This is a genomic window from Xanthomonas euroxanthea (assembly GCF_903989455.1).
In the GTDB taxonomy this organism is placed as follows: domain Bacteria; phylum Pseudomonadota; class Gammaproteobacteria; order Xanthomonadales; family Xanthomonadaceae; genus Xanthomonas; species Xanthomonas euroxanthea.
Map to the genome: position 1 here is coordinate 288,673 of NZ_LR861803.1, position 22,293 is coordinate 310,965.

The 22,293-nt window shown below is 66.8% G+C and carries 20 protein-coding genes; 14 read left to right on the plus strand and 6 right to left on the minus strand.

Features of this window, described 5'->3' with window-relative positions; genetic code table 11:
* Positions 1 to 377 precede the first annotated feature (377 nt).
* The 3 genes from oleC (at position 378) to H7A86_RS01200 (ending at position 3,354) form a co-directional block, all read left to right on the plus strand.
* Positions 378 to 2,030, plus strand: coding sequence for an olefin beta-lactone synthetase (gene oleC / locus H7A86_RS01190; RefSeq protein WP_119130159.1), 1,653 nt, complete (start codon positions 378 to 380; stop codon positions 2,028 to 2,030).
* 90 nt (positions 2,031 to 2,120) lie between these two features.
* On the plus strand, positions 2,121 to 3,131 hold the full coding sequence (gene oleD / locus H7A86_RS01195; RefSeq protein WP_119130161.1) for a 2-alkyl-3-oxoalkanoate reductase: 1,011 nt from the start codon (positions 2,121 to 2,123) through the stop codon (positions 3,129 to 3,131).
* A gap of 64 nt (positions 3,132 to 3,195) precedes the next feature.
* Positions 3,196 to 3,354 carry a DUF1328 domain-containing protein gene (locus H7A86_RS01200; protein WP_003468167.1) on the plus strand — a complete coding sequence of 53 codons (159 nt, stop codon included), beginning with the start codon at positions 3,196 to 3,198 and terminating at the stop codon, positions 3,352 to 3,354.
* A 117-nt stretch (positions 3,355 to 3,471) separates the two neighbouring features.
* Here H7A86_RS01200 and H7A86_RS01205 read toward each other — a convergent pair whose 3' ends face one another.
* The gene (locus H7A86_RS01205) at positions 3,472 to 3,954 is read right to left on the minus strand and encodes a GNAT family N-acetyltransferase (RefSeq protein WP_119130163.1); all 483 of its coding nucleotides are present in this window, start codon (positions 3,952 to 3,954) and stop codon (positions 3,472 to 3,474) included.
* Positions 3,951 to 5,057 carry a D-alanine--D-alanine ligase gene (gene ddlA / locus H7A86_RS01210; protein WP_119130165.1) on the minus strand — a complete coding sequence of 369 codons (1,107 nt, stop codon included), beginning with the start codon at positions 5,055 to 5,057 and terminating at the stop codon, positions 3,951 to 3,953. Before ddlA ends, H7A86_RS01205 begins: the two co-directional genes overlap by 4 nt.
* Before the next feature lie 269 nt (positions 5,058 to 5,326).
* Between ddlA and H7A86_RS01215 the strand changes: the two genes are divergently transcribed.
* The 4 genes from H7A86_RS01215 (at position 5,327) to H7A86_RS01230 (ending at position 9,211) form a co-directional block, all read left to right on the plus strand.
* A complete protein-coding gene (locus H7A86_RS01215) occupies positions 5,327 to 5,971 on the plus strand; it encodes a ubiquinone biosynthesis accessory factor UbiJ (RefSeq protein ID WP_104649612.1) in 645 nt (214 codons plus the stop codon).
* Entirely contained in the window at positions 5,968 to 7,641 is a 1,674-nt protein-coding gene (gene ubiB, locus H7A86_RS01220) for a ubiquinone biosynthesis regulatory protein kinase UbiB (protein WP_119130166.1), read from the plus strand. Before H7A86_RS01215 ends, ubiB begins: the two co-directional genes overlap by 4 nt.
* A 101-nt stretch (positions 7,642 to 7,742) precedes the next feature.
* Positions 7,743 to 8,330, plus strand: coding sequence for an O-methyltransferase (locus tag H7A86_RS01225; RefSeq protein ID WP_119130617.1), 588 nt, complete (start codon positions 7,743 to 7,745; stop codon positions 8,328 to 8,330).
* 146 nt (positions 8,331 to 8,476) lie between these two features.
* Positions 8,477 to 9,211 (plus strand): pseudouridine synthase, encoded by a 735-nt coding sequence (locus tag H7A86_RS01230; RefSeq protein WP_119130619.1) that lies wholly within the window; start codon positions 8,477 to 8,479, stop codon positions 9,209 to 9,211.
* A gap of 381 nt (positions 9,212 to 9,592) precedes the next feature.
* Here the strand turns inward: H7A86_RS01230 and H7A86_RS01235 are convergent, their stop codons facing one another.
* Entirely contained in the window at positions 9,593 to 10,138 is a 546-nt protein-coding gene (locus tag H7A86_RS01235; RefSeq protein WP_104583956.1) for a DUF2059 domain-containing protein, read from the minus strand.
* A 93-nt stretch (positions 10,139 to 10,231) separates the two neighbouring features.
* Between H7A86_RS01235 and arfB the strand changes: the two genes are divergently transcribed.
* The 5 genes from arfB (at position 10,232) to lepB (ending at position 15,780) form a co-directional block, all read left to right on the plus strand.
* The gene (gene arfB, locus H7A86_RS01240) at positions 10,232 to 10,663 is read left to right on the plus strand and encodes an alternative ribosome rescue aminoacyl-tRNA hydrolase ArfB (protein WP_104583955.1); all 432 of its coding nucleotides are present in this window, start codon (positions 10,232 to 10,234) and stop codon (positions 10,661 to 10,663) included.
* Between the two features lie 2 nt (positions 10,664 to 10,665).
* Positions 10,666 to 11,295: a lysophosphatidylcholine acyltransferase gene (locus tag H7A86_RS01245; protein WP_119130168.1), complete on the plus strand. Its 630-nt coding sequence runs from the start codon at positions 10,666 to 10,668 to the stop codon at positions 11,293 to 11,295.
* Positions 11,296 to 11,532: 237 nt separating this feature from the next.
* Entirely contained in the window at positions 11,533 to 12,549 is a 1,017-nt protein-coding gene (locus H7A86_RS01250; RefSeq protein WP_180707996.1) for an isoaspartyl peptidase/L-asparaginase family protein, read from the plus strand.
* A 106-nt stretch (positions 12,550 to 12,655) separates the two neighbouring features.
* The gene (gene dcp / locus H7A86_RS01255) at positions 12,656 to 14,824 is read left to right on the plus strand and encodes a peptidyl-dipeptidase Dcp (protein WP_180707997.1); all 2,169 of its coding nucleotides are present in this window, start codon (positions 12,656 to 12,658) and stop codon (positions 14,822 to 14,824) included.
* 329 nt (positions 14,825 to 15,153) lie between these two features.
* On the plus strand, positions 15,154 to 15,780 hold the full coding sequence (gene lepB / locus H7A86_RS01260; RefSeq protein WP_119130170.1) for a signal peptidase I: 627 nt from the start codon (positions 15,154 to 15,156) through the stop codon (positions 15,778 to 15,780).
* Between the two features lie 151 nt (positions 15,781 to 15,931).
* Here the strand turns inward: lepB and H7A86_RS01265 are convergent, their stop codons facing one another.
* Positions 15,932 to 16,987: an MBL fold metallo-hydrolase gene (locus tag H7A86_RS01265; protein ID WP_119130172.1), complete on the minus strand. Its 1,056-nt coding sequence runs from the start codon at positions 16,985 to 16,987 to the stop codon at positions 15,932 to 15,934.
* Between the two features lie 102 nt (positions 16,988 to 17,089).
* On the opposite strand from H7A86_RS01265, the gene H7A86_RS01270 reads away from it, so the two are divergent.
* On the plus strand, positions 17,090 to 17,722 hold the full coding sequence (locus tag H7A86_RS01270; protein WP_104583952.1) for a TetR/AcrR family transcriptional regulator: 633 nt from the start codon (positions 17,090 to 17,092) through the stop codon (positions 17,720 to 17,722).
* 75 nt (positions 17,723 to 17,797) lie between these two features.
* Here the strand turns inward: H7A86_RS01270 and H7A86_RS01275 are convergent, their stop codons facing one another.
* Positions 17,798 to 19,060: a cation:proton antiporter gene (locus H7A86_RS01275; protein ID WP_119130174.1), complete on the minus strand. Its 1,263-nt coding sequence runs from the start codon at positions 19,058 to 19,060 to the stop codon at positions 17,798 to 17,800.
* Between the two features lie 382 nt (positions 19,061 to 19,442).
* A complete protein-coding gene (locus tag H7A86_RS01280) occupies positions 19,443 to 20,399 on the minus strand; it encodes a LysR family transcriptional regulator (RefSeq protein WP_119129299.1) in 957 nt (318 codons plus the stop codon).
* Positions 20,400 to 20,517: 118 nt separating this feature from the next.
* On the opposite strand from H7A86_RS01280, the gene aceB reads away from it, so the two are divergent.
* Positions 20,518 to 22,134 (plus strand): malate synthase A, encoded by a 1,617-nt coding sequence (aceB, locus tag H7A86_RS01285; RefSeq protein ID WP_119130176.1) that lies wholly within the window; start codon positions 20,518 to 20,520, stop codon positions 22,132 to 22,134.
* Positions 22,135 to 22,293: the final 159 nt, after the last annotated feature.

Sequence of the window (22,293 nt, forward strand, 5' to 3'; positions counted from 1 at the left end):
TGGCGGCAGGTTAGTAATTCATGCGCGTGCGCGCCGGAGGAGCGGTGCGCGCTGGGGGGCGAGCAGGTTGCCTGTCGGTGCTGACGACCGCCTGCCGCGTCGGCATTGCCAGAATGTTCGCGTGTAGAACGGTCACCAGCGACCGGGGGAATCGCTGACGCGCGCTTTTCGCAGGCACTCGACCACGTTGCAATGCGCCTGAAAATAAAAGACGCAGGCGCGGGAGGTGGTAGTGATCACTGCTCACTTGCGCTGCCAAGGCCTGGTTGCCTTGCAGGAAACCCATCGTTGTGCCGTCGCCGAGCGTCGCGTGCATCTGCGACGTTGAGCCGGATGCAAGCGGCCGGTACCGTCGGCGGATGGGTGATAATGCGGCAATGACCATTCTTTGCAATATCGCCGCCACCCTGCCGGAGCTCGCGCGCGAGCGCCCCGACCAAATCGCCATCCGTTGCCCGGGCCGCCGCGGCACCAATGGGGTTGCCGCCTACGATGTAACCTTGAGCTATGCCGAGCTGGACGCGCGCAGCGATGCGATCGCTGCCGGGCTGGCGCTGCACGGCATCGGACGCGGCGCGCGCGCGGTGGTGATGGTGCGGCCGTCGCCGGAGTTCTTCCTGCTGATGTTCGCCTTGTTCAAGGCCGGCGCGGTGCCGGTGCTGGTGGATCCGGGCATCGACAAGCGTGCGCTCAAGCAATGCCTGGACGAAGCGCAGCCGCAGGCATTTATCGGCATTCCGCTTGCGCAGCTGGCGCGTCGCCTGTTGCGTTGGGCGCGTTCTGCAAAGCAGATCGTCAGCGTCGGCGGCCGTTACGGCTGGGGCGGTGTGACATTGGCGCGCGTGGAGCGCGATGGCGCCGGCGCCGGCAGCCAGCTGGCCAACACCGGGCCGGACGATGTGGCCGCCATCCTGTTCACCAGCGGCTCGACCGGCGTACCCAAGGGGGTGGTGTACCGGCACCGGCATTTCGTCGGCCAGATCGAGTTGCTGCGCAATGCCTTCGGCATGCAGCCCGGCGGCGTGGATCTGCCGACGTTCCCGCCATTTGCGTTGTTCGATCCGGCACTGGGGCTGACCTCGGTGATTCCGGACATGGATCCGACCCGCCCGGCCACCGCCGATCCGCGCAAATTGCACGATGCGATCGACCGCTTCGGCGTGACGCAGTTGTTCGGCTCGCCGGCGTTGATGCGCGTGCTGGCCGATTATGGGCAGCCGCTTCCCAATGTACGCCTGGCCACCTCGGCCGGCGCGCCGGTGCCGCCGGATGTGGTGGCCAAGATCCGCGCGCTGTTGCCGGCAGATGCGCAATTCTGGACGCCGTATGGCGCCACCGAATGCCTGCCGGTGGCGGCGATCGAAGGGCGCACGCTGGATGCCACCCGCGCGGCCACCGAGGCCGGCGCCGGCACCTGTGTCGGCCAGGTCGTCGCGCCCAACGAGGTACGCATCATCGCCATCGACGATGCGGCCATTCCCGAATGGAGCGGCGCGCGCGTGCTGGCGGTGGGCGAGGTCGGCGAGATCACCGTCGCCGGTCCCACCACCACCGACACCTACTTCAACCGCGACGCGGCCACGCGGATTGCCAAGATCCGCGAGCGCAACGCGGATGGCAGCGAACGCATCGTGCATCGCATGGGCGATGTGGGGTATTTCGATGCCGAAGGGCGCTTGTGGTTCTGCGGGCGCAAGACCCACCGCGTGGAAACGGCCAGCGGCCCGCTCTACACCGAGCAGGTGGAACCGGTCTTCAACGTGCACCCGCAGGTGCGGCGCACTGCCCTGGTCGGTGTCGGCGCGCCCGGACAGCAGCAGCCGGTGCTGTGCGTGGAACTACAGCCAGGCGTTGCGGCATCGGCGTTTGCGCAAGTGGAAACCGCCTTGCGCGCGCTGGGCGCGGCGCATCCGCACACCGCAGGCATCACGCGTTTCCTGCGCCATTCCGGGTTTCCGGTGGACATCCGCCACAATGCCAAGATCGGCCGCGAAACGCTGGCGATCTGGGCGGCGCAGCAACGTGGCTGAGCTGTCGATGCACATCGCGCAGGGACTTGGCCGCATCGCCAATCCCGGCTGCGCCCGCTATGGTGTGCACCCTTGCGATGGAGGTGATGCGTGCGCATCCTGGTAACCGGTGGTGGTGGCTTTCTTGGCCAGGCGTTGTGCCGCGGCCTGCGCGCGCGCGGGCACGAGGTGGTGAGTTTCCAGCGCGGCGATTACCCGGTGTTGCAGACCCTGGGCGTGGGCCAGATCCGTGGCGACCTGGCCGATCCGCAGGCGGTGCGGCATGCCTTCGCCGGCATCGATGCGGTCTTCCACAACGCCGCCAAGGCCGGTGCATGGGGCAGCTATGACAGCTATCACCAGGCCAATGTGGTGGGCACGCAGAACGTGCTCGACGCGTGTCGGGCCAACGGTGTGCCGCGCCTGATCTATACCTCCACACCGAGCGTGACCCATCGCGCCACCAATCCGGTGGAAGGCCTGGGCGCCGACGAAGTGCCGTATGGCGAGGATCTGCGCGCTGCATATGCCGCAACCAAGGCGATCGCCGAGCGCGCGGTGCTGGCGGGCAACGATGCGCAACTGGCGACGGTGGCCTTGCGCCCGCGCCTGATCTGGGGCCCGGGCGACAATCATCTGTTGCCGCGCCTGGCCGCGCGTGCGCGTGCCGGCCGCCTGCGCATGGTCGGCGACGGCAGCAACCTGGTGGACAGCACCTACATCGACAATGCCGCGCAGGCGCATTTCGATGCGTTCGCGCATCTCGCTCCCGGTGCCGCGTGTGCGGGCAAGGCGTACTTCATCTCCAACGGCGAGCCCTTGCCGATGCGCGAGTTGCTCAATCGCCTGCTGGCCGCAGTGGATGCACCGGCAGTGACGCGTTCGCTATCGTTCAAGACCGCGTACAGAATCGGTGCAATCTGCGAGACCATGTGGCCACTGTTGCGTCTGCCTGGTGAAGTGCCGTTGACGCGTTTTCTGGTGGAACAGCTGTGTACGCCGCACTGGTACAGCATGGAACCGGCACGCCGTGATTTCGGCTATGTTCCGCAGGTCAGCATCGAGGAAGGACTGCAACGGCTGCGATCCTCATCTTCCAACGACATCGCCATCACTCGATAAAGACCGTCAGGCGTTCAGGATACGTCTGCGCCGATTCGGCACGACAACTTCTGGAATCCTTGCCATGCTGCATTACGCCATCATCTTTTTCGTCATCGCCATCATCGCCGCCGTGCTGGGCTTCAGTGGTATCGCCGGTGCGGCGACCAATATCGCCTGGATCCTGTTCGTGGTGTTCCTGATCCTGGCAGTGATCTCGATGTTCCGTCGCGGCAAGGTATAACGCCTAGCTGCGATACGTTACGGCAGCGGCGCTGCCGGCGGACGCTCACATGGCCCGCTTCCGCAAGGAGGCGGGCCATGTGCGTTGTGGATACTCAAAAATTCAATTACGGCTGGTTCAAAGCAGTTTTTCGAGATACTGCACGTGCTTGCCGTTGCCCAGCAGTGCATCGCCGATGGGCTGAAAACCCAGCTGCAGATGCAGCGCCAGCGATGCCGGATTGGGTGGGACCAGGTTGACCTCGCAAACCAGGCGCGGCTGCGCCGCTGCACGTGCGGCGTGGATGAGTTCGTCATACAGCTGCCTGGCAAGCCCGCGCCTGTGTGCATGCGCAGCGATCACGATGCGGTCGATGTAGACAAAGCGCGCGAAGCGTCGCGCCATCCAGGCGAAGTTCGGGTTGGCGTACGCGGCGCGCTGATCCAGCGCGATCAGCAGACCATCCGCAGGCGCGACCATGCGTGCGTGCCAGGCCAGTTGCAGCAATGCGGCCAGTCCATCGGCATCCAGCAGCGACAATTCGGTGGCATGCGCATTATTGAGCGCGAGCAGTGCGCGGTGGTCGTCGCGTTGCACCGCACGCACACGGGCCTGGCTCATGCGCCTGGACCGACCGCACTGCGCAGCACCTGATCGTCTGCATGCCGTTGCAGCGCCAGCTCGATCAACTGCGTGATCAAGCTGCGGTAGTCCAGCCCGCTTGTCTGCCAGAGCTTGGGATACATGCTGATTCGCGTGAAGCCCGGCAATGTGTTGACCTCGTTGATCACGATGCGGCCATCGGCGCACAGGAACACGTCCACACGCGCCATGCCGGCGCAGTCCAGCGCCTGGTAGGCCCGCAGCGCAATCTGTTGGATGCGTTGCTGCGTCGGCGCGTCGATGTCGGCCGGGATCACGATGTCGGCACCGTGTTCGCTGATGTACTTGGTCTCGTAGGAATAAAACGCGTCGTGCACCACCACTTCGCCGCAGACGCTGGCTTGCGGGCTGGCGTTGCCCAGTACGGCGCATTCGATCTCGCGCCCGGCGATCGCCGCTTCCACCAATACCTTGTGATCGTATGCCAGCGCCAATGCGAGCGCGTCGGCAAATCCATCGGCACTGCGCACCTGGCTGACGCCAACCGACGAACCCTGGTTGGCCGGCTTGACGAACAGCGGCAAACCCAACTGCGCGATCAACGCATCCACGTCGGCACCTGCGGCGGTATGGCGGTTGAAGCAGGCGAACGGCGCCACCTCAAGCCCGGCATCGCGGAGCACGCGCTTGGCCAGGTCCTTGTCCATCGCCAGCGCCGAGCCGAGCACGCCGGAGCCGACGAAGGGCAGGTTGGCCATGCGCAGCAGCCCTTGCAACGAGCCGTCTTCGCCGAGCGTGCCATGCACGATCGGGAAGACCACATCGATTTGCGCCAGCGCCTGTTCCGGCTGGGTCGGACGCAATTGCTGTTGCTGCGCGCCCGGCAGCAAAGCCACGCCGCGACCGCTGCGATGCAGCGCGATGCGCGCCGGGTCGTCGGCATTGAGCAGGAAACTGTCGGGGTCGTTGACGTGCCACTGGCCCTGCTTGTCGATGCCGATCAGCACCGGCTCGAAGCGCTGCGGGTCCAGCGCATCGAGGATGTTGCGCGCTGACTGCAGCGAGACTTCGTGCTCGGCCGACTTGCCGCCGAAGATGAGACCGACCCGGATCTTGCGCATTGCCTGCTCCTGCCACCTGGCGTGATGAGGTCGCCAGCATGCCCGCGGCAGGCGCGCCGAAGGAAGCCCTGCATCGCCGCCGTATGCGGTGTGGCGATCCAGGGCAGGTGCACGGTCAACGGCTGGGTCTGTCCGTTGTGGGGATGCGGCTGCGATTGCAGCGGCCTGGCTGCCGAGGCGCGCTGCGATGCGCGTCATCCTGGTCTCCGGCCTGCACCTGCCACACACCATCAAGCAGTAGCGACATGCAGGGACGGTAGAATGCGCCCATGCCCGGATCCCTGTTCAACTCACTCAAGCCGCTCGCCGGCCAGGCCCTGCAAGCCGCGCTCAACCGCGCGCTGGCACTGGACCCCGATACCCGCGACGCCCTGCTGCCGCTGGAAGGCCAACGTATCGCACTGACGCTGGAGGCGCCTGCGCTGGCCCTGCAGATCCGCGTGCACGAGCGCCGCTTGCTGGTCGGCCCGGTGGACCAGGCGCAGGAGCCGGATCTGGCCGTGCGCAGCAGCCTGGCCGGCTTGCTCGGCCAACTGCCGTTCCTGGCCAATGCGCGCCGCAGCGGCGCACCGGCCGGGCGGCTCAAGGTCTCCGGCGATGCCGAACTGGCGCGCCAGCTGCAGCAACTGGCCGGCCGTTTCGATCCGGATTGGCAGTTGCCGTTCGTGGCGGTGTTCGGGCAGATCCTCGGCGTGCAGATCGCCAATGCGGTGCGCGCAGCGCTGCAGCAGGCGCGCCGCAGCGCGGTGGATCTGGCGCAGAGCGCGGCCGAATTCGTGACAGAGGAATCGCGCGATGTGGTGCCGCGCGCCGAATTGGAGGCCTTCCACGACGATGTCGACGAACTGCGCGACGACGTCGAACGGCTGGCCGCACGCGTGGCGCGCCTGCGCGCGGCCGGAGGTGCGGCATGAAGGCGCTGCTGCGGGCCAGCCGCATCGGCCGGGTGATCCTGCGCTATCGCCTGGACGACCTGCTGCAGGACACCCCGGCCGAGCGCTGGCTGCGCCTGGCCAAGCCGTTCGTGCCACGCGCCAGTGCCGAGATCGCCGCGCAATCGCGCGGTGCGCGGCTGCGGCTGGCATTGCAGGAGCTGGGGCCGATCTTCGTCAAGTTCGGGCAGATCCTGTCGACCCGGCGCGACCTGATTCCGGCCGACGTGGCCGATGAACTGACCCTGCTGCAGGACCGCGTCAAGCCCTTCGATGGCGAAGCGGCGCGGCTGATCGTCGAGCGCGCGCTGGGCCTGCCAGTGAGCGTGGCGTTTGCCGCGTTCGACACCGTACCGCTGGCCTCGGCCTCGATCGCGCAGGTGCATGCGGCCACCTTGCCGCCGGATGCCAACGGCGTGCGCCGCGAGGTGGTGGTCAAGGTGTTGCGCCCGGACATCGAGCGCCAGATCGATGCCGATATCGCCTTGCTGCAGTCGCTGGCCACGCTGGTCGAGCGCACCCACCCGCGTGCGGACAAGATCCGGCCGCGCGAGGTGGTGGCCGAGATCGAAGGCACCTTGTCGGCCGAACTGGACCTGCAGCGGGAAGGCGCCAACGCCAGCGTGCTGCGCCGGTTCTGGGAAGGCTCGGACGATCTGTACGTGCCGGAGGTGATCTGGTCGCACACCGCCGAGCGTGCGCTCACGCTGGAGCGCGTGTACGGCATTCCGTCCGACGACATCGCCAGGCTCGATGCGGCCGGCATTGATCGCAAGGCGCTGGCGGCCAAGGGCGTGCGCGTGTTCTATACGCAGGTGTTCCGCGACAACTTCTTCCATGCCGATGCGCACGCCGGCAACATCTGGGTCGATTCGGATCCGGAGCGCCGGCTCAATCCGCGCTTCATCGCGCTGGATTTCGGCATCATGGGCCAGCTCTCGCAGGAAGATCAGTACTACCTGGCCGAGAACTTCATGGCGATCTTCCACAAGGATTACCGCCGCATGGCCGAGCTGCACGTGGAAGCGGGCTGGATGCCCGACAACGTGCGCATCGACGAACTGGAAGCGGCCGCGCGCTCGGTGTGCGAACCCTACTTCACCCGGCCGCTGTCGGAGATTTCGCTGGCCGAAGTGCTGATCAAGCTGTTCCGCGTCGCGCAGCGCTACGAACTGACGCTGCAGCCGCAGCTGATCCTGTTGCAGAAAACCTTGCTCAACATCGAAGGCGTCGGCCGCCAGCTCGACCCCAGGCTGGATATCTGGGCCGTGGCACGGCCGGTGCTCGAACGCATCCTGCACGAGCGCTACAGCCCGCGCCGCGTGCTCGGCGAGCTGCGCAAGCGGCTGCCGGAAATCATGACGCATGCGCCGGACATGCCGCGCCTGGTGCACAGCTGGTTGAAGCAGCAGGTCGAGGGCCGCCATCAGCTCGACATCCGCTCGGCCGAGCTGCGCGCGCTGGACCTGAGCCTGCGCAAGCTGCAGACGCGCGTGGTCACCGCCATCACTGGCAGCGGCCTGCTGGTGGTGGCCGCCGTGCTGTATGGCCTGCACCCGAATGGCTGGTACCTGGGCACGGTGCCGGTGTGGAGCTGGATCAGCGGCGCGGCCGGCTCGGTGGCCCTGCTGGTCGCCTGGCTGCGGCGCTGAAGCACTAATGAAGCACTGCCGCAGGTGGCCTGCTGCATCCGGCTGGGTAGCGGCAGTGACTGCAGCGGCGCGATGACCAAGCCATACCAGTCGAGGTGATGATGATCGATCTGCAGGCGTTGAAAGACGAATTGGCACGGTTCGGCAGCGACAACGATGCGCAGCAGCTGGCGCGCGACCGGCGCATGCTCAACATCGCGCCCGACACCGGGCAGTTGCTGGCGGTGCTGGTGCGTGCCACCGCTGCGCGGCGCGTGCTGGAGATCGGCACCTCCAACGGGTATTCGACGCTATGGCTGGCCGAAGCGGCCGCGGCGATCGGTGGGCATGTCACCACGGTGGAACTTGCGGCCGACAAGGTGGCCCTGGCGCAGGCCACGCTGGCACGCAGCGGCCTGGCGGCATCGGTGGATCTGATGCATGGCGATGGCGGCGCATGGCTGGCCCAGGCGGCCAGCGCCAGCATCGATCTGGTCTTTCTGGATTCGGCACGCGATGCGTATGTGCACTGGTGGCCGGCACTGCGCCGCGTGCTGCGCGGCGGCGGCCTGCTGGTGGTCGACAATGCGCTCTCGCATGCGGACGAACTGGCGCCGTTCACCGCGCTGCTGGCTGCCGATCCGGCAGTTACCTGCAGCGTGGTGCCGGTGGGCAAGGGCGAGTTGCTGGCGGTGTGCGGCGCGGCCTGAGCGTGCACTGCCCACCCGCCAGACCTCACGCCCCAAGCCGCGTGGCTGGCGTGCGCCACCTGCTCTGACGGCGCCGGGTGCGGTCAACGGCGTCATGGCGCGCCGGTGCAGTGGCATGCGCTGCCCACGGCGCGGATAATCCGCCGGTGAGCACATCCCCCAAGCACTTGCAGATTCTCCACCAGGACGCGGTCCTGGCCGTCGTCGACAAACCCGCCGGCCTGATGGTCCACGACAGCAAGCTGGCGCGCGGGGAGGACGACTTCCTGGCCGACCGCCTGCGCGAACAGCTGGGCCGGCCGATCTTCCTGGTGCACCGGCTCGACCGCGCCACCAGCGGCTGCCTGCTGCTGGCGTTCGATCGCGAGGCCGCCAGTGCGCTGGGCAAGGCCTTGATGGCCGGCGAAGTGGAGAAGGACTACCTGACGGTGTGCCGCGGCTGGCCGGCCGAGGAGCGCTTCAGCGTCGACCACGACCTGGACGGCGGCCCCGGCAAGCCGGTCAAGAAGCCGGCGGTGACCCACTTCCAGCGCCTGGCCACCGGCGAGCTGGAGATCCCGTCCACCGGCTTTGCCACCTCACGCTACGCGTTGCTGCGCTGCCAGCCGCAGACCGGGCGGTTCCGGCAGATCCGCCGGCACATGAAACACCTGTCGCACCACATGATCGGCGACACCAGCCACGGCGATGGCCGGCACAACCGCAGCTTCCGCATGCTTGGCATCCACCGCATGCTGCTGCACGCCGAGCGCCTGGGATTCCCGCATCCGGCCGATGGACGGCGCATCAGCGTCACTGCGCCGCTGGATGTGGAATTCGCCAAGGCCTGCGCGTTGTTCGGGTGGGAGATGCCGGGGTTGGGAGTCATGCCGGCGGCGTGATGGGGCGTGCCTGGTCCAGAGATCGAGACGTCCATTCGGCATGCAAGAAAGCTGCGCAAGCGTCCCCGCACCCCAACCCCTCTCCCGCAGGCGGGAGGGGCTCAAGCACGACGCCCACTGCCCGCCTTCCCGCGTTCCCGCCTTCCCCGCTCGCCTTCCAAGTTGCTTCCTTCCCTCGCTTGCGGGGGAAGGTGCCCGAAGGGCGGATGGGGGCCTGATCGCCACCGAGCCTCAGGACCGCGGCTCTCCCCGATGGGGGAGGGCTGCTTCGGTCAGCGGAAAAGTTGAACCATTGCGATAACCGGCAACGCACTCACCCCGGATCAGCAACCGCCGCAGCAAGCACGCCGTTGCGACTCCCCAATCCCCAATCCCCGCCCGTCAGGGCTTCTGCGGTGCCGCCGCCGGCTCGTTGACGATCTTCTCCAGATCCTTCTGCAAATCGGCGAACAGCGGCAGCATCTTCTGCTGGATCGCGCCCATCAGGTTCTGGGTCAGCGCCGGGGTCTTGTCCAGCAGGCTCTGGCCGGCCGAACTCTCGTAGAACTCGGCCATGGCCAGCACGTCCTCGCGCGAGAACGAGCGCTTGTAGATGTCCACATACATCGGGCGCAGCTCCGACCACGACAGCGCCTTGCGCACGGTCTGGCGGGTACGCTCCTGGATGCGCTGCAGCTGCGCCTGCTGGTCGGCGTCGAGCTGGCGCTGGGCGGTGAGCTGGGCGAACTGTTGCTGCTGCATCGCTTCGATCTGCGGCAGCATCGTGTCCAGCATGGTCTGCGCGCGCGAGGCGGCCAGCAGGCGGTTGATGTCGGCATCGCTGGGCGCCTGCGCGAAGGCGGCGGGCGTGGCCAGTGCCAGCGCAGCCAGCACGATCAGGCGGCGCGCCAGGGCGCGGGCGGTGGCGACGGAACGGGGTGGGGTCATCGGAGCATCCTGCAGGCTGGGGAACCGGCCGCAGCATACGGGAAGCCGGCGTTCGCGCGCGCGTCCATGCCGGTCCCGATACAATCGGGTTGAATGGCCAGCGACCCGATCCAGATCACCCCCAGCCTGACGATCCCGCCCAGCGAGATCGTCGAGCGCTTCGTGCGCGCCAGCGGCGCAGGCGGGCAGAACGTCAACAAGGTTTCCACTGCGGTGGAACTGCGCTTCGACGTGGCCGGCTCGCCGTCGCTGCCCGAACCGTTGCGCGCGCGGCTGCTGTCGCGGCGCGACCGGCGCATGACCGCCGAGGGCGTGCTGGTGATCGACGCGCAGCGCTTCCGCACCCAGGACCGCAACCGCGAGGATGCGCGCGAGCGGCTGGCCGAGATCATCAGTGCGTGCCTGTCGGTGCCCAAGCGCCGGGTCGCCACCAAACCGAGTCATGGTGCCAAGCTGCGGCGGCTGGATGCCAAGCGTGAGCGCAGCCATATCAAGCGTGGACGCTCTGCGTCCCACTGGGAGTAAGCGTGAGTCACACCGACCCGTCGTTGCCACCGGTAACACAGGCCAACATCCTGCTGCAGCCCTCTCCACCCAGAATGCCCCGCGCCCACGGCCGCTTCGGCCGCTGGCTGGGGCGCACGGCGCTGAGCCTGACCGGCTGGCGCCTGCTCGGGCGACTGCCCGACGAACCCAAGCTGGTGATGATCGTCGCCCCGCACTCGTCCAACTGGGACGGCTTCCTGGGCTTTGCAGCCAAGTTCGCGCTGGGCTTCGATGTGCGCGTGCTGGGCAAGGCGCAGCTGTTCTGGTGGCCGCTGGGCTCGCTGCTGCGCAAGCTCGGCGGCATCCCGCTGGACCGCAGCTCGCCCCAGGGCACCATCGGCCAGGCGGTGCGGCTGATCCGCAATTCCGAACAGATGTGGTACGTGATCACCCCCGAGGGCACCCGCAAGCGGGTGGAGCACTGGAAGGCCGGTTTCTGGAAGATCGCCTCCGATTCCAAGGTGCCGATCCTGCCGGTGTATTTCGACTACCCCAGCAAGACTGTGGGCATCGGCGAGCCGTTCTGGACCGGCACCGACATGGCCGCCGATATCGCCGCCATCCGCGCCTGGTACCGGCCGTGGCGCGGCAAGCATCGCGATACGTTGTGAGCGTGCCCCCGCGGGCGGCAAGTCGCTCATGCACCTCACACATCGCTGCCGAAGGGCGGGCTGTGCGCGCACAGGTGCTGGCAGGCGCGACCTTGCGTGCCGATCCCGAGTGCCGATGACCGATCGCCAGGACCACGTCCGTTTGCCACCGCGCCGGGGTTTTTTTTGTCGCTCCGGGTCGCCTGCATCCATGCCTGGCGTCGCCAGGCACGTTGCGACCTCCATCGAGGGAACACCATGATTGGCCTGTCCGCACGTGCACTGTGTCTGTCCATCTCTCTCCTGCTCGCCGCCGGCCCGGTATGGGCAGCCACGCCGATGCTGGTGATCCATGGCGGTGCGGGCGTGGAGAAATCCAGCCTTTCCAGCGAGGAACAGGCCCAGGCGCGCGAGGCGATGCAACGCGCGCTGCGTGCCGGGCACGCGGTTCTGCAAGGTGGCGGCAGTGCGGTGGATGCGGTGGCGGCCACCATCACCGTGCTGGAGGATGCGCCGCAGTTCAACGCCGGGCGCGGTGCGGTGTTCACCCATGACGGCAAGAACGAGCTGGATGCCGCGATCATGGATGGCGCCACCGGCAAGGCCGGTGCGATTGCCGGCGTGCACACGGTCAGGAACCCGATCCAGCTGGCGCGCAGCGTCATGGACCATTCCAGGCACGTGATGCTGGTCGGTGACGGCGCCGAACAATTCGCGCGCGAGCAGGGCGTCACGTTGGTCGACCCCAGTTATTTCCGCACCGACAAGCGCTGGCAGCAACTGCAGAAAGCGCGCAAGGCCGAAGCCGGCGACCGTCAGGCCCAGGCCGAACTGGACCTGGAAACCGCCAAGCACTTCGGCACCGTGGGCGCGCTGGCGCTGGATCGCGACGGCCATCTGGCCGCCGGTACGTCCACTGGCGGCATGACCAACAAGCGCTACGGCCGCGTCGGCGATGCGCCGATCATCGGTGCCGGCACCTACGCCAACGGCCAGTGCGCGGTGTCCGGCACCGGCTGGGGCGAGTTCTACATCCGCGCGGTGGCCGCTTACGACATCTGCGCACGCATGAAATACGCCGGGCAGTCCTTGCAACAGGCGGCCGAGACGGTGATCGACCAGCAGATTCCCAAGGCCGGCGGCGACGGCGGCGCCATCGCGCTGGACGCACAGGGCAACGCCGCATTCCCGTTCAATACCGAGGGCATGTACCGCGGCTGGATCGGCGCCGACGGCACCCCGCACGTGGCCATCTTCAAGGACGAGACGCTGTAGCGCGCATCCTCGACCGCGCCCCTCCATCCAATCCAACGGCACATGCCGACGCTGCGCAAACCCGCTAGCGTGGCCGGCTGCGCTACCCACTCAGGAATCACACGCCATGTCGCGTACCGTCGTTCTGGCCGCTGCCATCACCCTGGCACTGGCTGCTTGTTCTGGAAAAGATTCGTCCGGTAAGGAGTCCACCACCGTGCCCGAAAAGACCGCCACCACCCCGGCCGCGGATGCTGCGCCGAACCCGCTGCTGACCGCCAGCACGCTGCCGTTCCAGGCGCCGCCGTTCGACAAGATCAAGGACGCCGATTACCTGCCGGCCTTCGAGGAAGGCATGCGCCTGCACCTGGCCGACATCCGCAAGATCGCCGACAACCCCGAGCCTGCCAGCTTCGACAACACCATCGAGGCGATGGAGCGCAGCGGCGAAACGCTCACGCGCGTGTCGCGCATCTTCTTCGGGTTGGTGCAGGCCGATACCAGCGATGCACGCCAGAAGATCCAGGAAGAGATCGCGCCCAAGCTGGCTGCGCATCAGGACGAGATCAATCTCGACCCGAAGCTGTTCGCACGCGTCAAGACGATCTATGACCAACGCGACACGCTGAACCTGGAGCCGGAGCAGAAGCGTCTGGTCGAGCGCGACTACGAAGAGCTGGTGCGTGCCGGTGCGCAGCTGTCGGAGGCCGACAAGGCCAGCCTGCGCAAGCTCAATATCGAGGAGACCACGCTCTCCACCCAGTTCCATACCCGTCTGGTCGCCGCCTCGGCCGCCGGTGCGGTGGTGGTGGACGACAAGGCCAGGCTCGATGGCCTGAGCGAGGGCGACATTGCCGCTGCCGCCGATGCGGCCAAGGCGCGCAAGCTCGACGGCAAGTATCTGCTGACCCTGCAGAACACCACCCAGCAGCCGGTGCTGGCCTCGTTGAAGGACCGCCAGCTGCGCGCCGAGGTGCTCAAGGCCTCGGAAACGCGCGCGGAAAAGGGCGATGCCAACGACACCCGCCAGACCATCCAGCGCCTGGCGCAGCTGCGCGCACAGAAGGCCAAGCTGCTCGGCTTCGACAATTACGCCGCCTACAGCCTGGGCGACCAGATGGCCAAGAGCCCGGACGCCGCACTCAAGCTGCTGACCGACACCGTGCCGGCCGCCACCGCCAAGGCGCGCCGCGAAGTGGCCGAGATGCAGAAGGTGATCGACGCGCAGAAGGGAGACTTCAAGCTCGCCGCCTCCGATTGGGACTTCTACGCCGAGCAGGTGCGCAAGGCCAAGTACGACCTGGACGAGGCGCAGATCAAGCCGTATTTCGAGCTGGACAACGTGCTGCAGAACGGCGTCTTCTACGCGGCCACGCAGCTGTATGGCATCACCTTCAAGCAGCGCACCGACATCCCGACCTATCACGCGGACATGAAGGTGTATGAAGTGTTCGACGCGGACGGCACCTCGATGGCGCTGTTCTACACCGACTACTTCAAGCGCGACAGCAAGTCCGGCGGCGCCTGGATGGACGTGTTCGTCGAGCAGGACGGTCTCACCGGTGCCAAGCCGGTGGTCTACAACGTCTGCAACTTCACCAAGCCGGCCGCCGGCCAGCCGGCGCTGCTGAGCTTCGACGACGTCACCACGCTGTTCCATGAGTTCGGCCACGCGCTGCACGGCATGTTCTCCAAGGTGAAGTACCCCTCGATCGCCGGCACCAGCACCTCGCGCGACTTCGTCGAGTTCCCCTCGCAGTTCAACGAGCACTGGGCGTCCGATCCCAAGGTCTTCGCCAATTACGCCAAGCATTACCAGACCGGCGCGGCGATGCCGGCCGAGCTGGTGGAGAAGATCAAGAAGGCCAAGACCTTCAACAGCGGCTACGCCACCACCGAGTACCTGTCGGCCGCGTTGCTCGATCTGGCCTGGCACACCCAGCCGGCCGATGCGCCGCTGCAGGACGTGAGCAAGTTCGAAGCCGACGCCCTGAAGCGCTTCAAGGTGGACCTGGCCGAAGTGCCGCCACGTTATCGCAGCAGCTATTTCGACCACATCTGGGGCGGCGGTTATTCGGCCGGGTACTACGCGTATTTCTGGTCGGAAGTGCTCGACGACGACGCGTTCGAATGGTTCAAGGAAAACGGCGGCTTGAACCGCAAGAATGGCGACACCTTCCGCGCCAAGATCCTTTCGCGCGGCAATACCGTCGACCTGGCCACGTTGTATCGCGATTTCCGCGGCAAGGATCCCAGCGTCAAGGCGCTGCTGGAAAATCGTGGTCTGACGGAGTGAGCGACTGGATGACGCGCGTGCGTCGTTGGCGCATGCGTGTGCAGTAGCTGCAACAGCAATCGAAACGGGATGGCCACGCGCCATCCCGTTTTTGTTTGTGGATGCGTGCATCAGGTGATGGTGTTGCGACTGCCTTTGCCGGTGGTGCTCTGCTGTTGCCTTTGGGGCCGCCAGTCCGCAGCGGAACTGGCAATAGCGGAGCAGTGACCGAAGCAGCATTCGAAGTAACACCCAACTGGTGCCATGCCTTTCGTCACTTCCACCGACCCGCTGCGCAAGCGCATCTTCAACAGGCATCCCCCGCCACCACTCACACCAACAGGTGCCTCATGAGCCAAGCCACTGCGACCACCTCACGTCTGCAACGCGCCGTGCACTGGTCGCGCAAGGAACTGCTTCCGTTGTTGGTGCTGCTGGTGCTGATGACTGCAGCGCGTTCCTCGTTCGCCAATCACTACCAGGTGCCGAGCGGCTCGATGCAGCCCACCCTGGAGCCGGGCGATCGTGTGGTGGTGGACATGCATGCCTACGGCTGGCGACTGCCGTTGAGCAACCGCATCCTCGTCGATGGCGATCGACCGCAGCGTGGCGAGGTGGTGGTATTCGATTCGCCGCGCGATGGCACTCGCCTGATCAAGCGTGTGGTGGCGGTGGCAGGCGACCGGGTCGACCTGATCGACGGCCATCTGCAGATCAACCACAAGCCGTTGGCAGTGGAGGGTGGCGATGCCGAACGCTTCGGCGCGCACCTGGCGCAGTTGAATCTTGGCAATGGCGGCGGCCCGAACATCGCCGGGCTGACTGTGCAGCCCGGCAAGCTGCTGATGCTGGGCGATCACCGCGGCAACAGCCTGGATGGACGTTACTTCGGATTGGTCGATGCAGCGGCTGTCTACGGCAAGGCGGTGGCGGTGTATTACCGACGTGGCGAAGGGCTGGAGTGGCAGCGCCTGTGATGCGTGGTCTGCGCGTACACGTCAGTAGGAGCAACGGCGTTAGCGCCCTGCGTTAGCGAAGCAGCGCAGGGCTCTGTCGGCAGTTATCGCAGACGTTGCTTCGATGGCAATGGCCCAGGCAAACGCGCGAACGCCACCACTCATGCATTGGCTAGCGCGGCGCCACCAAGCCATCCGACGCCTGTGTCGCAGCATCCTGTCGCCACCAGCGCAGGCGATTGCCGGGCGCGTTCAGATCCACCCGCTCGCCCATGCGCGGCGTCGCCAGCGCAACGCCGGCGCCGTCGGCCAGTGCCACGATCCGGTCCAGTGGCTCCTGCCACGCGTGCATGGCCAGGTCGAATGTGCCGTTGTGGATCGGCAGCAGGGTCTGCCCGCCGACGTCCAGATAGGCCTGCAGGCTCTGCTCCGGTTGCATGTGCACGTGCGGCCATTGCTGGTCGTAGGCGCCGTTTTCGATCAGCGCCACGTCGAACGGACCGAGCTGTTGGCCGATGGTCTTGAAGTGCGGGCCATAGCCGCCGTCGCCGCTGAAGAACAGGCGCAGCTCGCGCTCCTGGATCGCCCAGGAACACCACAGCGAACGCCCATTGTCGAACAGGCCGCGCCCGGAAAAATGCTGCGACGGAGTGGCGGTGAGCTGCAGGCCTTCGATGGTGATCGCCTCCCACCAGTCCAGCTGGCGCACCTTGGCCGGGTCCACGCCCCAGCGCACCAGCAGATCGCCCACGCCCAAGGGCGCGACGAACACGCCGACGCGGTCGGCCAGTGCACGGATGCTGGTGCGATCGAGATGGTCGTAATGGTTGTGGGACAGGATCACCCCGGCCAGCGGCGGCAGCGCGTCCAGCGCGATCGGCGGCGCATGAAAGCGCTTTGGCCCGGCAAAGGGCACCGGCGAGGCGCGCTTGGAGAACACCGGGTCGGTCAGCCACAAGCCGCCGGCCAGCTTCATCAGCACGGTGGAATGGCCCAGGCGATACAGGCTGCGGTCGGGCGCGGCCAGCAGCTGCGCGCGGGTCAGCGGCTGCACCGGCAGCGGCGTGGACGGCACCGTGGTGCTGGGCTTGTCGAAGAAGAACCTCCACATCAGGCCAATCTGCTCGCGCAGGCTGAGCACGGTGGTCGGCAGCGGCACTGCATTGCGGAACCGGCCATCGCGAAACTGTGGCGAAGCGGCATAGCGGGAAGGGCGCGAGGAAGCCATTGGGGAATCCGACCGGGCAGGGGGGTGACAACAGGGGAAAGTTACACTGAACAGTGTAGTTTCATCGGGCTGAAAGTAAACTGTCCGGTGTAAAATGACCCAATGTCGACTGCATCTTCCCCCCCGACTGCGCCGCAACGGCTGACCGACCGCAAGCGCCTCGCCATCGTCGAGGCGGCCATTGCCGAGTTCCGCCAGCATGGCTTCGAGGCCACCAGCATGGACCGTGTGGCGGCCACTGCGGGCGTCTCCAAGCGCACCGTCTACAACCACTTCCCCAGCAAGGACGCGTTGTTTGGCGAGATCCTGCGCGGGCTGTGGCAGCGCAGCGCCGATGCAGTGACTCTGGTCTACCGGCCCGACCAGCCGTTGCGTGCGCAGCTGATCCAGCTGCTGCAGCAGAAACTGCACCTGCTCGACGACCCGGCGTTCATCGACCTGTCGCGCGTCGCCATTGCCGAAGGCATCCATTCGCCCGCGCGCGCGCGCGAACTGATCGCGCAATTGGGCAGCAAGGAGGAAGGCACCACCACCTGGGTGCGCGCCGCATTGGCCGATGGCCGGTTGGCAGGCGTGGAGCCGGAGGTCGGCGCGCAGCAACTGCAGGCATTGATCAAGGGCTTCGCGTTCTGGCCGCAGATCGCCATGGGCCAGCCGCCCCTGTCGCCGCAGCAACGCACGCAAGTGGCCGAATCGGCGGTGGCGATGTTCCTGGGTTTGTACGCGCGCGCGTGATGGCCTGCGATGCGCGGGCAGACGTGACGCGCCATGTCGCGCAACGACGCCGCACCGTGTTTCAGCGCTGCCTCGTCATTGCGGCGACTGGCCCGCACCCAGCCCGGTGGCAGTGGCGGCCTGCCGGCCGCGTTGGCACCAGGCCACCATCGGCGAGGCCATCACCGTGGTCACCAGCGTCATGCCGAACAGCAGCGTGAACAGGTCCGGCCCGATCACGCCGCTGTCCAGGCCGATCTTGATCACCACCAGTTCCATCAGCCCGCGTGCGTTCATCAGCGAACCCACGCTTAGGCTGTCGCGCCAGTCGTGGCCGCTCAGGCGCGCACCCAGGGTGCAGCCGGCCAGCTTGCCGGTCACCGCCACGCCGACCACCAACGCAAAGCCGGCGATGCCTGCGCCAACGAAGACGCCGGGGCTGGCGGCCTGGCCGGCGACCGCAAACAGCACCGGCATCAGCAAGGTGATCGCCAGGGGTTCGATGCGCCCGGCCAGGTGTTCCAGCAAGCGGTCGTCGCGCGGCACGCAGACGCCGAACAGGAATGCGCCGAAGATCGCATGCAGGCCGATCCATTCGGCCACCGCGGCGCAGGCCAGCAGACCGATCAGCACCCACACCAGCGCGGTTGGCGCATAGCCTCCATCGCGTGCGCGCGGCTTGAGCACGCGCGCATACAGCGGCTTCAGCACGCCGAACACCACCGCAATCAGCACCACCGCAGCTGTCGCAGTAAACGCAACGCCGCCATGGTTGTTGCCGCCGGTCAGGGTGAGCACGATCGCCAGGAACATCCACACCGTGGCATCGTCGATCACCGCCGCGCCCAGCGCCAACCGACCTGCGGGTGTGCGGGTCATGTTGCGATCCTTGAGGATGCGCGCCAGCACCGGAAACGCGGTCACCGACATCGCCGCGGCAATGAACAAGGCGAAGGGCCAGAAGCCGATGCCCTGTGGTGCGAAGCGCGCAAACAACCACGGTGCGGCGGCCAGCCCCAGCAGCAACGGCAGCACGATGCCGGACAGGCCCACCAGCACCGACGCACGCACCTGCGCGGTGGTGCCTTCCGGCGCGCGCAGCTCCATGCCGACGATGAACATGAAAAGCACCACGCCGATATTGGCCAGGCCCGACAGCGACGGCAGACTGCTGGCGGCGAACAACATGCCATGCAATTCCGGCAGCCACGCGCCGAATGCGATCGGCCCCAGCAGCAGGCCGGCGGCCATTTCGCCGATCACCGGCGGCTGCCCGACGCGCTGCAGCAGCGCGCCGCACGCACGTGCCGCGCCCAGGATCACCGCCAACTGCACCAGCAATAACGTGGTCGGATTCATTGCGTCAGCCTTGGTTGGTTGAGTCGGCTCGCCCCGCGGTGCGGGACGGCTACGCATCTGGTCAGTGAGTCCCCGGATTGACCAGCCGTTGATGACCTGCAGTGATACCCACAGCATCGGCCTAGTCTATGACGACAACCATCGTGCAGTAGATCGAGCCGATATCGATGCGGCGCAATCCGGAGTGGTTCGCGCTGCACGCTGGAATCAACCGTCAGCGCTGCGCTCGCATGGCTTGATCAAGCAACGCTTTCAATGGCGTACCGCGTACCGCGTACCGCACACTGCATCGCCGATGAAGAGCGCATGGTGACCTCAGACGCAGCGCATGGCGAGCAAGCTCAGGCGCCATGCGAACCCACGCCTGCAGCAGTCACAAGACTCACCGCTCCGAGTCACCACTTTCGTCATACCCGCGCGGGGGAAACAGATCCGGCTGGATCAGCTCGATAAAGGCGCGTGCCTGCGGCGACAGATACTTGCCCTTGCGCACCACCACGCCATAACTGCGGGTGGGGAAGTAATCCTTCAGCGAGCGGGTGGCCAGTGTGTCGCGGTCGGCCTCGGTGACGCAGATCGCGGTGACGATGGAGATGCCCATGCCCATCGCCACGTATTGCTTGATCACCTCCCAGCCGCCCACTTCCAGTGCCACGGTGTAGGGCACGCGCGCCTGCTGGAAGACCAGGTCGACCAGCCGATAGGTCACCTGCCGGCGCGGCGGCAGGATCAGCGGATACGGCGACAGGTCCTGCAGCGTGACCGTGGGCGTGCCGGCCAACGGGTGGTCGTGCGGGGTGATCAGCAATTGTTCGAAGCGATACACCGGCGCGTAATTGAGGTCGGCCGGCACGTCCAGCATCGAGCCGATCGCCAGGTCCACTGCATCTTCGCGCAGCAGGTCGGTGCCGTCGGCGCTGATGGCGTTGTGCAGGGTCAGGCGCACGTCCGGGTGGCGCGCGCGGAACTTCGCCACGATGCGCGGCAGCAGGTACAGGATGGTGGAACTGTTGGCGGCGATATTGAGTTCGCCGGCATCCAGGCCACGCACCTTTTCGCGGAAGCTGGCCTCCAGCCCGTCCAGGCTCTCCACCAGCGGCAGCGCCATGTCGTAGAGCAGCTGGCCCTCGCGGCTGGGTGCCATGCGTCGCCCCGAGCGCTCGAACAAGGCCACGCCCAGGTCGCGTTCCAGCGCCTGCAGCTGCAAGGTGACAGCTGGCTGGCTCACATAAAGCGCCTCAGCCGCCCGTGAGACAGAGCCAAGGCGCACTGTCTGGCAGAACGCACGCAGCGGCTTGAGCCGGTCGGATTTGTAGGAAAATCGCGGAGTTGGCGCCATCTGGATGCCTGCAACGACGCTGTATAAGCCTGCCTTATTTACAGCATTGATAAAACTGCTTTGTCAAATAGTTGCATGCGGCGCACGGTGCAGGTCCGGATGCACAAGGACTCCCGACATGTCTGCCACCGCTTTTGCCCCACGTCCCACCGAACGCGCCACGCCCGGTCTGTCGCTGACCACGCAGGTCGCAGGCCAGGCCGACCTCCTGCCGGCCGCTGCGCTGGCCCTGCTGGTGTCGCTGCACCGGGCCATCGAGCCCGGCCGCCAGCAGCGCCTGGCACAGCGGCGCGTCCGCCAGGCCGAGTTCGATGCCGGCCAGTTGCCGGACTTCCGCCCCGACACCCGCGCCATCCGCGATGGCGACTGGCGCGTGGCCGCGCTACCGGCGGCGCTGCAGGACCGCCGGGTGGAAATCACCGGCCCAACCGATCCGAAGATGGTCATCAACGCGCTCAATTCCGGCGCCAAGGTGTTCATGGCCGACTTCGAGGATTCCACCGCGCCGACCTGGCGCAACCTGCTGGCCGGCCAGCGCACGCTGGCCGCTGCGGTGCGTGGCGATCTCAGCTTCGATGCGCCCAACGGCAAGCACTACGCGCTGCGCCCGGAAGCCGAGCGCGCAGTGCTGATCGTGCGCCCGCGTGGCTGGCATCTGGATGAGAAGCACGTGCTCATCGATGGCCAGCCGCTGGCCGGGGGGCTGTTCGACGCGGCGGTGTTCGCCTTCCATAACGCCCGCGCGCTGCTGGCCAGGGATCGCGGCCCGTATCTGTATCTGCCCAAGCTGCAGAGCATGGAAGAGGCCGCGCTGTGGGAGACCGCGCTGGCGCATATCGAAGCCATGCTCGGCCTGCCGCATGGCCAGATCAAGGTGACCGTGCTGATCGAGACGCTGCCGGCGGTGTTCGAGATGGACGAGATCCTGCACGCGCTGCGCGAGCGCATCGTCGGGCTCAACTGCGGGCGCTGGGACTACATCTTTTCGTACCTGAAGACCTTCCGCGCGCATCGCGACCGCGTGCTGCCCGAACGTGGCCAGGTCACCATGACCCAGCCATTCCTGAAGGCGTATTCGGAACTGCTGATCAAGACCTGCCATCGCCGCGGCGCACATGCGATGGGCGGCATGGCCGCGCAGATTCCGATCAATCACGACGAGGCCGCCAACGAGCAGGCGATGGCACGGGTGCGTGCCGACAAGCTGCGCGAGGTCAGCGCCGGCCACGATGGCACCTGGGTGGCGCATCCGGCGTTGATTCCGGTGGCGATGAAGATCTTCGACGAGCACATGCCCACCGCGCATCAGCAGCATGTCCTGCGCAACGACGTGCAGGTGACGCGCGACATGCTGATCGCGCCCTCGCCGGGCACCATCACCCGCGCCGGTTTCGAGGGCAATGTCGAAGTCTGCGTGCGTTATCTGGCCGCCTGGCTGGACGGCAATGGATGCGTGCCGATCCACAACCTGATGGAAGACGCCGCCACTGCCGAGATCAGCCGCGCGCAGCTGTGGCAGTGGTTGCATCACGGCCAGCATCTGGACGACGGCACCGCGATCGACCAGCCCTTGTTGCAGGCCACGTTGCGTGCGCTGCCGGCGCGCCTGGGCGCGACCGATGCACTGCCGGGCGCCGCGCGCATCGACGACGCCATTGCATTGCTGGACACACTCAGCCGTGCCGATGCGCTGGCCGACTTCCTCACCGTGCCGGCATACCGCCTGATCGAGTGAGCCAACGCGGCAGCGACACGCCGGCGTCCGCGCGCTGTCGCTGCAATCCGTCCACGTAATGCACCACACCGCCCGTTGCGCCCATGCGCAACGACGGCCTTGCCATGCCTCACGCGCGCCGTGACGCACCGTCCTTCCTCGTTGCATCCGTCGTATTCC

What these genes read in the sequence shown, in the direction of transcription:
- aceB (WP_119130176.1), top strand. Translation starts at nt 20,518, where the DNA reads ATGTCTGCCACCGCTTTTGCCCCACGTCCCACCGAACGCGCCACGCCC.
- H7A86_RS01215 (WP_104649612.1), top strand. Translation starts at nt 5,327, where the DNA reads ATGCCCGGATCCCTGTTCAACTCACTCAAGCCGCTCGCCGGCCAGGCC.
- oleC (WP_119130159.1), top strand. Translation starts at nt 378, where the DNA reads ATGACCATTCTTTGCAATATCGCCGCCACCCTGCCGGAGCTCGCGCGC.
- H7A86_RS01275 (WP_119130174.1), bottom strand. Translation starts at nt 19,060, where the DNA reads ATGAATCCGACCACGTTATTGCTGGTGCAGTTGGCGGTGATCCTGGGC.
- H7A86_RS01235 (WP_104583956.1), bottom strand. Translation starts at nt 10,138, where the DNA reads ATGACCCCACCCCGTTCCGTCGCCACCGCCCGCGCCCTGGCGCGCCGC.
- H7A86_RS01250 (WP_180707996.1), top strand. Translation starts at nt 11,533, where the DNA reads ATGATTGGCCTGTCCGCACGTGCACTGTGTCTGTCCATCTCTCTCCTG.
- H7A86_RS01200 (WP_003468167.1), top strand. Translation starts at nt 3,196, where the DNA reads ATGCTGCATTACGCCATCATCTTTTTCGTCATCGCCATCATCGCCGCC.
- H7A86_RS01205 (WP_119130163.1), bottom strand. Translation starts at nt 3,954, where the DNA reads ATGAGCCAGGCCCGTGTGCGTGCGGTGCAACGCGACGACCACCGCGCA.
- H7A86_RS01265 (WP_119130172.1), bottom strand. Translation starts at nt 16,987, where the DNA reads ATGGCTTCCTCGCGCCCTTCCCGCTATGCCGCTTCGCCACAGTTTCGC.
- dcp (WP_180707997.1), top strand. Translation starts at nt 12,656, where the DNA reads ATGTCGCGTACCGTCGTTCTGGCCGCTGCCATCACCCTGGCACTGGCT.
- lepB (WP_119130170.1), top strand. Translation starts at nt 15,154, where the DNA reads ATGAGCCAAGCCACTGCGACCACCTCACGTCTGCAACGCGCCGTGCAC.
- arfB (WP_104583955.1), top strand. Translation starts at nt 10,232, where the DNA reads ATGGCCAGCGACCCGATCCAGATCACCCCCAGCCTGACGATCCCGCCC.
- H7A86_RS01270 (WP_104583952.1), top strand. Translation starts at nt 17,090, where the DNA reads ATGTCGACTGCATCTTCCCCCCCGACTGCGCCGCAACGGCTGACCGAC.
- H7A86_RS01280 (WP_119129299.1), bottom strand. Translation starts at nt 20,399, where the DNA reads ATGGCGCCAACTCCGCGATTTTCCTACAAATCCGACCGGCTCAAGCCG.
- ubiB (WP_119130166.1), top strand. Translation starts at nt 5,968, where the DNA reads ATGAAGGCGCTGCTGCGGGCCAGCCGCATCGGCCGGGTGATCCTGCGC.
- ddlA (WP_119130165.1), bottom strand. Translation starts at nt 5,057, where the DNA reads ATGCGCAAGATCCGGGTCGGTCTCATCTTCGGCGGCAAGTCGGCCGAG.
- H7A86_RS01225 (WP_119130617.1), top strand. Translation starts at nt 7,743, where the DNA reads ATGATCGATCTGCAGGCGTTGAAAGACGAATTGGCACGGTTCGGCAGC.